The sequence below is a fragment of the Lysinibacillus sp. RC46 genome (genome assembly GCF_041262385.1).
In the GTDB taxonomy this organism is placed as follows: domain Bacteria; phylum Bacillota; class Bacilli; order Bacillales_A; family Planococcaceae; genus Lysinibacillus.
Genome location: NZ_JBGCCF010000045.1, coordinates 22,943 through 29,515, shown reverse-complemented (window position 1 = coordinate 29,515; position 6,573 = coordinate 22,943). Strand labels below are relative to the sequence as shown.

The window sequence follows — 6,573 nt, the reverse complement described above, 5'->3', positions numbered from 1 at the left end:
TTGAATGTTTGTGTGGTAACTACATTCTACACGAGGTCGTTATGGGCTTCCTTTATATTGACTTCTAGGTGTTGCACTTAATATTACAATCCGTCCTGTAGAAACTCCAATCACCTCATTGGACAATAATGCCCACACACCACTTGAATCACGTTGTACAGTAGAAGCAAACATACCTCATAAATAACGTCAAAAAAGAGCGTCAATCCTTGTTGGATCAACGCCCTGATTTATTTTAAATCCTTTTTATTCCTGATCAAACCATAGTGGATCTTTGTCATCAACGTCGCCATTATAATTGATTAGAATTTCATCTCCGGCTTTTATATCTGTGTAAGCAAAAAAGTCAAAAGTGCGATTTTTAAAATTTATCTCATAAGTTGCATTTGGTTCATAAGAATGGTTAAACAACATTCCATAACCAAGCAGGATAGCGGATTGACCGATCCCATACTCAAAAGCATAATCAGCGAGTAAGGTTTGCTCAATGTATTGATGCTGTTCGTTTGGATAAGAAATGACAGGTGCTTCGTGTAAAAGCTCTCCTTTTTGGATATCACATGTTGCAAATACCCCTCTATTGAATTCTCCATCACTTAATGGAGATGTTTTGATCTCTATCATGTTTGTTCTCCTACTCACTTTTAAAATATTCTTTGTAGCTGTAAACATTGAACTTTTTTAATTAGCTAGTTCATTTAAACACTTCGTTTGATTAGCGTGATTCTTTTGGTGGTTGGCAGACGTCACATTTACGTTGATGTTTATTTTTAAACTTTGTAAATGTTTTTTCAAATTCACTACCACACGCACATTTTAATAATAACTTTTGAGAAAAACCGTGATATTCCGTCGTTAGTAACTTACTTTCCGAATTATTCTCAATAAATTCTTTAATTTTTTCAATCGTCCATTTTTTATTCAATCTCTAACACCTCTATATTTTATCTCTACGCGGAGGCTTTCTTGGCATCCGTTCAGTTATAAGGAAAAGTCTAAATTACCTTAAGTTCCTCATTATAACACGAGCTGGTATATAATTAAACAGATTGAAAAAATCATATTTGACTAACATCCCACTACATACGTTTATGTATCAACGGTCTACCATTTTCATGATGGTACTTCTAATGTTACAAGTGTAATCTTCCCGAAATTCGAAAAGGCTTAATACACGCTAGTAAAAGCTATTTTGCATTTTTTAAAAGGCACAGAATCGCGCGGTCATCTGCTCCATCGAATTATTTATTTTTCACAATATATGTTATTCTAATTACAAAAAAAGGAGTGATATTTTGAGGAATTCCTTTAGCAAATATATAAAATATATACCACCACTCATTATTATTTTTGAATTAGTTTATTTCGGAATTCCAGATTTTGTGAAACCTATTTTTGTTTATGAATATTTTATATTTTTCGGAGTATCTTATTTATTTGCTATTCTTCAAGATTTTTTTAATCCAAGTAAAAAAACAGATATATTACTACGAGTTGTCATGATCATTTGTTCTCTTATCCTATTGATTACATCCGTCTACTATACAGACACGTTCTCGATCATATTTTCTACGATTATGTTCATTGCAATTAGTTTTTCATTATATTTAGCAATCAAGTCAAACAAGCAACAGGATTAATCTTATTTGCTTGTCTGGCTTGATGATTATGATAGTGAAACATTCACCACGTAATTTTGTATACAAACGGTAGACCATAGAGCTTTTTCGGAACTTGCTGTACATTCATTTTTTTGATGTTCATCCAAAATGGTCTATCAGCTGTTTATCGAATCATACTCCGATCATTTGCTTCAGTTTTTCAAAAGGCACATATCCAACAATTGGTTCACGTAATTTATTATGAACAATCAATCGAGAATGTGGAATTCCCATTACCTTATATTCCGCTGCAATATCTGGGCTTTTTTCAACATTCACCTTTATAATTTTCACCTTACCACTGAATTCCTCATTAAGTTCTTTAAGTACCCCTGCGAACATTTTACATGGGCCACACCATTCAGCCCAAAAGTTTATTAACACCATCTTTTTAGTTTTTAAGTGTTCACCTAATTCTTTCATTGTCGTTACATGAACAATTGACATCCTTCTTTTCCTCCCTTGTAAAAATAAAAATCTTGAAGTTATAATATGCTTATTATTATAATTAGACCCTACTCTTCCCCTTTATCACACATTAAGGACTTTTAATATCCGTAATTAAGTTAAAAAATTTTTAAATTGTACTATCGAAAACAACTGCCATCGCTGCTTTATATCCTTCAGCAGCAGCGACGATTAATGAAGACTAGCCTAATTTAGCTGTCTCCCCCGCTGCATAAACATTTTCCTGTGACGTACGGCCTGTCTCTCACCATCATGCTACCATTTCCATTTAAATGACAACCGAGCTGCTCTGCAAATTGATTGGGACGCACAAAGTTAGGGACTATAAAACCGCCAACTCTTTCTATTTCAAGCCCTGAACTAAACACGATTTTGTTTAAATAACCATCCTCACCACGAAGATTTTGAATAGGTTCAGTAATGATAGTAATGTCTTTTCTTTGTAGTTCATTCAATGTCGGAGTAGAAAGCTCATGACCATTTGTGGCGATACTAAATCCTCCGACCAATTATAAATAAGCTTTATTTATACAGCTTTTTTGAATCGAACTCCCGCACTTTTTCTCAGTTACACTGTACAACTGCTACCCATTTAGAAAGTAAAGAAACATCACTTGGATAGCATAAAAAAACCTCCCCCAACCTCCTCACTTTTGAGGGGATTCCCTCGCCGGTAGGCAGGAATCGAATGCATTCGATTTAGAGCCAAGAGGGTTCGGGTGCAGCGAAATTGTCAACTCCTTAAATTCCTTTCGCTATCGCTCCAGTCAGACATTTACCGTTGACAATTGCCACGTTTTTTCTTCTACAGCAAGTTCACTTTCAACCGAAAATAAAATAAAAATAGGGGTAGCATATGCTACCCCATTTAACTATCAATCTCTATTGATTGAATATTCCATACAAATCATAAACCTATTTTTTTCTCTCCCATATCGCCTGTATAATACCCCAAAATATAAACCGATATACAAACGCTATGAGAAAAAACATATAAACAAATTCAAAAAGGGAAAAAGGCTCATAATCGATTAAATAGGAATTAATGAAAATCAAAATTAAAGATAATAATTCCATTGTAGAATTTTTAAATCCTCTTTCTTCATACAAATACTTGGCCCTTTTTAGATTGAAAACATCCTTTAATTCATCAGTAAAGAATCCCTTAACCAATCCCAATCCTATCAAATAAATTCCCAAGGAAAGTTCAAAAGATATATTCAAAACCCTCGTTACTAAACAATAAACTACAGTTAACAAAAATAAGTACACTTTTACTATTCTCCTTGTTTATTGATAATTTAACTGTATCATATAAGGTACATGATGAATACTCACACTCAATCTAAAAAAATAATTAGGAGGATTCGCATATTTAAAAAGTTCTTTACTGTATTAAGTATTATTGTTCTTACCTTCAGTATTTCTTCTCCAATGATCGGTCACGCTAGTGAAATTGGTTATGAGGAAGACATGTAAATTCTAAACCAAAATATAAATCGACCCCATGTAGGTGATCATCCTTAATTTGAATACGATGATGATTTTAGGTACACTTTTTCTGTTATTTCTTCCTTTCCATACAATACGTTCTTTGGATTAATAATAATGATTAAAACGGCTGCAACGAAGTAAAAAATGGCGTTATACATGAGTAAATCAATTAATTTCCCGTTTATTAAGCCCAGAAAGAAATTAAATAATTGGTGGATAATGATTGGGACGATTAAATTTTGATTTAAATTATGAAATGCTGTCATGACGATCTTAGTAGACATGATTGCAATCATAAAGAGTAGAATATATTTGATTAAATCAATGCCCATATACCCTGTAGTAAACCATATAGGCAGATGCCACAGCCCCCACCAAAAACCTATGATGATTGAAGCTTTTAATGGCGAATGCTTCTTTTGAAGCTCCATTTGAGCGAAACCTCTCCACCCTAGTTCTTCTCCTAGTGGCCCAGAAAGAAGGTTTTTAAAAAAGAAATAAATCAGCATTCCCCATGAAGAAACAGTAAAAACAGAGTCTACTTCACTAGTATTAGATACTATAAACAAAATCATCAAAAATATGAATGCTTGAATCATACTTGCAATAAAAATCACAGAAAACTTAAGTTTATTCTTGAATTTATCTTTTACAAATTGCATAAAACTTTGCCCAGGATAGATTTTTTTAAATAATATTGCAAAAGCAAAGGTTGAGGACCAAGCTGATATACAGAGCATGACATCAAAAATCCATTTAGGAAATCCCAACATGCTGATGGCTCCTACAAGACAAAAAAGTGGCAAAAAAATGATATTGGTTAGTACAATAAAACTCGCTACTGGTTTTTTTAGTTTCTTTTCTCTATTCATGTATATTCCCTGCTTCGAACTAAATTTCCGTAAAAATATTAAGGCTTTTACGAATACCTTTAGCTTAAACCTAGGGGTTGCTCACAGGTCAATACTTTTACCACCATAAAATTCAGCGTAAGAAAAGATAAAAAATACCCTTCAAAGTTTTGAAGGGCAATTACATATATTCTTTCTATTCATCGAAATATGTAGTGTTAATATTTTTCTCGTCCAAAAATTTTTCGATTTTTTGTTGCTGCCTTCCGTTCGCTTTCGTAAAATGCTCTGAAGCAAAATCTGTTATATCTGTCAAGCTACCATTTTCAACCGCTCCAACAATTTCTTCTTCAAATTGTGTTAAAGTTTCCCTGATTGATGAAACAAATTCATAGATTGTCTTTGAAGGTTCTTTATAATCATCTGGGATACTATTATTACTTATAAAATCATTGAAATTCGCATCATTCTTTTTCCCTTCAGCTATTAATTTATGTAGTTTTTCCTGATCGGTTTCAGTAGCATCCTCATAAAGATAAACAATCTTTTCCATTTCTTTATCTATCACATGACTATAATCCATATACTTTTTTAAACTTGCTTTCATTTCGTCTTCACTAATAGTTTCATTCTTTTTATTAGAAACAAATATATCATCTGGAATTTTAACAGTAATATTGCTAATAGATTTTTCCTTACTTTCTTTATTGCTTTCTTCGTTAGGCATTGTTTCGTGTGAACAAGCATACATCAATACAATAGTGAACGCCATTAATAGATATAAAGTAAATTTTTTCATACTAATCTCCTTTTCAATCCATCTTGTCATTAATTTCACCCTTTCTTATAATACGCTTTCTTCTCGAAGCGTCTCTACTTCCTCATGTGCAGTGAACGAACCATTTTGCAATAAAATGATTCGATCTAAAATAGGCTCCACCTCATATACACTTCGTGTCATAGTGTACTAGTTAAATAGTACACTATGACTTTTAATTTCGCAAGCATTATATTCAAATAAAAGGAAGAACCCCTAAATAAAGGGCTCTCCCTTGATGAAATTAGTTGAATAAGGTATGCCTCTTCAGCAAAGAGAGGAAATAATAAGTTTCACTTGATAGGTGCATAAATCTCTAGAAATACACGTTCAAGTCCGTCTTCATAAGTGGTCAGTAATAGGTTTATATAAACTTGTCCCAAAAGTTCATACCCTTTTTCTAATGCTATGTTTCTTAAACTCGCTTCCACGTGTTGATCAATATTTTTTCCGCCAGTTGACCATCTTCCATCTTCAATAATTGTATAAATACATTTTGGATGAGATAAGGTTTCACCGTCTATTTCTCCATCAGGATCTTCCACTTTTCTTACAATAATAAACTTATCTTCTATAATACCTTCTTCATTGAAGTTGATGACTCTTCTTAAAGATGTGAGCGTAACTGCTTTTTTTAAGCTCTCTGCATTCTTTTTTAAAGTGTCATATTCTTCATACGCTGTAAAATGTTCTATTTCTCCCTTTATTGCTAAAGGTTTCATTTCCTTAACTATGTACTTTCCTAAGAATTGTTTGATTTTCTTACAATCTTCTTTTACTATTTGAATCTTTTTCAATAGAAGTTTTTTATATTCTATTTCCAGTAAAACCTCTTGTTCTTTTTCTTCTAATAATGATTGAATTCCATCAATACTCTTACTTTTTCTTAATTCCTGGATTTTTTTAATTTCAATATCAATTTCTCTGTAAAAATTTACTGTTGTAATATCATAAATATCAAAATGATTATATTTTCTATACCCATTCTCAATATTTTGCTTCGGCTTTACTAATTCCTTTTCCTCATAAAATTTCAAGGTATCTCTAGATACACCTAAAAAATTAGCTACTTGCCCAATTGTGTACATTTTATTCTCCTTATTATTGCAAATTCTTTATTTTATCTAGACCCATATAATACCATTATTTTTTATTAAATAGATGAATGCCATATGTTCGTAAATTAGTAGATGACGACTGTTTATATGGATCAGAATTTCGTTTAGGCGAAAGGATTTCTTAAATTAAAAACCGATTTTTTCTATGCTAGGAAAAATCGGTT

Annotated in this window: 9 protein-coding genes and 1 pseudogene; 1 reads left to right on the top strand and 9 read right to left on the bottom strand. The window is 32.2% G+C overall.

The genetic code is table 11. The annotated features are described in order from the left end of the window. Nucleotides 1–39 precede the first annotated feature (39 nt). The 3 genes from ABH966_RS25060 to ABH966_RS25050 form a co-directional block, all read right to left on the bottom strand. Nucleotides 40–174, bottom strand: a complete 135-nt coding sequence (locus ABH966_RS25060; RefSeq protein ID WP_370083257.1) for a hypothetical protein — start codon at nt 172–174, stop codon at nt 40–42. A 72-nt stretch (nt 175–246) separates the two neighbouring features. Then, nucleotides 247–624, bottom strand: a complete 378-nt coding sequence (locus ABH966_RS25055; protein ID WP_370083255.1) for an SET domain-containing protein — start codon at nt 622–624, stop codon at nt 247–249. A 91-nt stretch (nt 625–715) separates the two neighbouring features. Next, complete coding sequence (locus tag ABH966_RS25050) at nt 716–925, bottom strand: hypothetical protein (protein WP_370083253.1); 210 nt, start codon at nt 923–925, stop codon at nt 716–718. A 370-nt stretch (nt 926–1,295) separates the two neighbouring features. On the opposite strand from ABH966_RS25050, the gene ABH966_RS25045 reads away from it, so the two are divergent. Further along, nucleotides 1,296–1,640, top strand: coding sequence for a hypothetical protein (locus ABH966_RS25045; RefSeq protein WP_370083251.1), 345 nt, complete (start codon nt 1,296–1,298; stop codon nt 1,638–1,640). Nucleotides 1,641–1,793: 153 nt separating this feature from the next. Here ABH966_RS25045 and ABH966_RS25040 read toward each other — a convergent pair whose 3' ends face one another. The 6 genes and pseudogenes from ABH966_RS25040 to ABH966_RS25015 form a co-directional block, all read right to left on the bottom strand. After that, nucleotides 1,794–2,108, bottom strand: a complete 315-nt coding sequence (locus tag ABH966_RS25040; RefSeq protein ID WP_370083249.1) for a thioredoxin family protein — start codon at nt 2,106–2,108, stop codon at nt 1,794–1,796. 130 nt (nt 2,109–2,238) lie between these two features. Next, nucleotides 2,239–2,652, bottom strand: a pseudogene (locus ABH966_RS25035) (FAD-dependent oxidoreductase); the annotation flags it as partial. Between the two features lie 392 nt (nt 2,653–3,044). Then, nucleotides 3,045–3,401: a hypothetical protein gene (locus ABH966_RS25030; protein WP_370083247.1), complete on the bottom strand. Its 357-nt coding sequence runs from the start codon at nt 3,399–3,401 to the stop codon at nt 3,045–3,047. Nucleotides 3,402–3,652: 251 nt separating this feature from the next. Next, complete coding sequence (locus ABH966_RS25025; RefSeq protein ID WP_370083245.1) at nt 3,653–4,495, bottom strand: CPBP family intramembrane glutamic endopeptidase; 843 nt, start codon at nt 4,493–4,495, stop codon at nt 3,653–3,655. Between the two features lie 175 nt (nt 4,496–4,670). Further along, nucleotides 4,671–5,273 (bottom strand): NDxxF motif lipoprotein, encoded by a 603-nt coding sequence (locus tag ABH966_RS25020; protein ID WP_370083263.1) that lies wholly within the window; start codon nt 5,271–5,273, stop codon nt 4,671–4,673. A 311-nt stretch (nt 5,274–5,584) separates the two neighbouring features. Beyond that, nucleotides 5,585–6,379 (bottom strand): MerR family transcriptional regulator, encoded by a 795-nt coding sequence (locus ABH966_RS25015; RefSeq protein WP_370083243.1) that lies wholly within the window; start codon nt 6,377–6,379, stop codon nt 5,585–5,587. Nucleotides 6,380–6,573 lie beyond the last annotated feature (194 nt).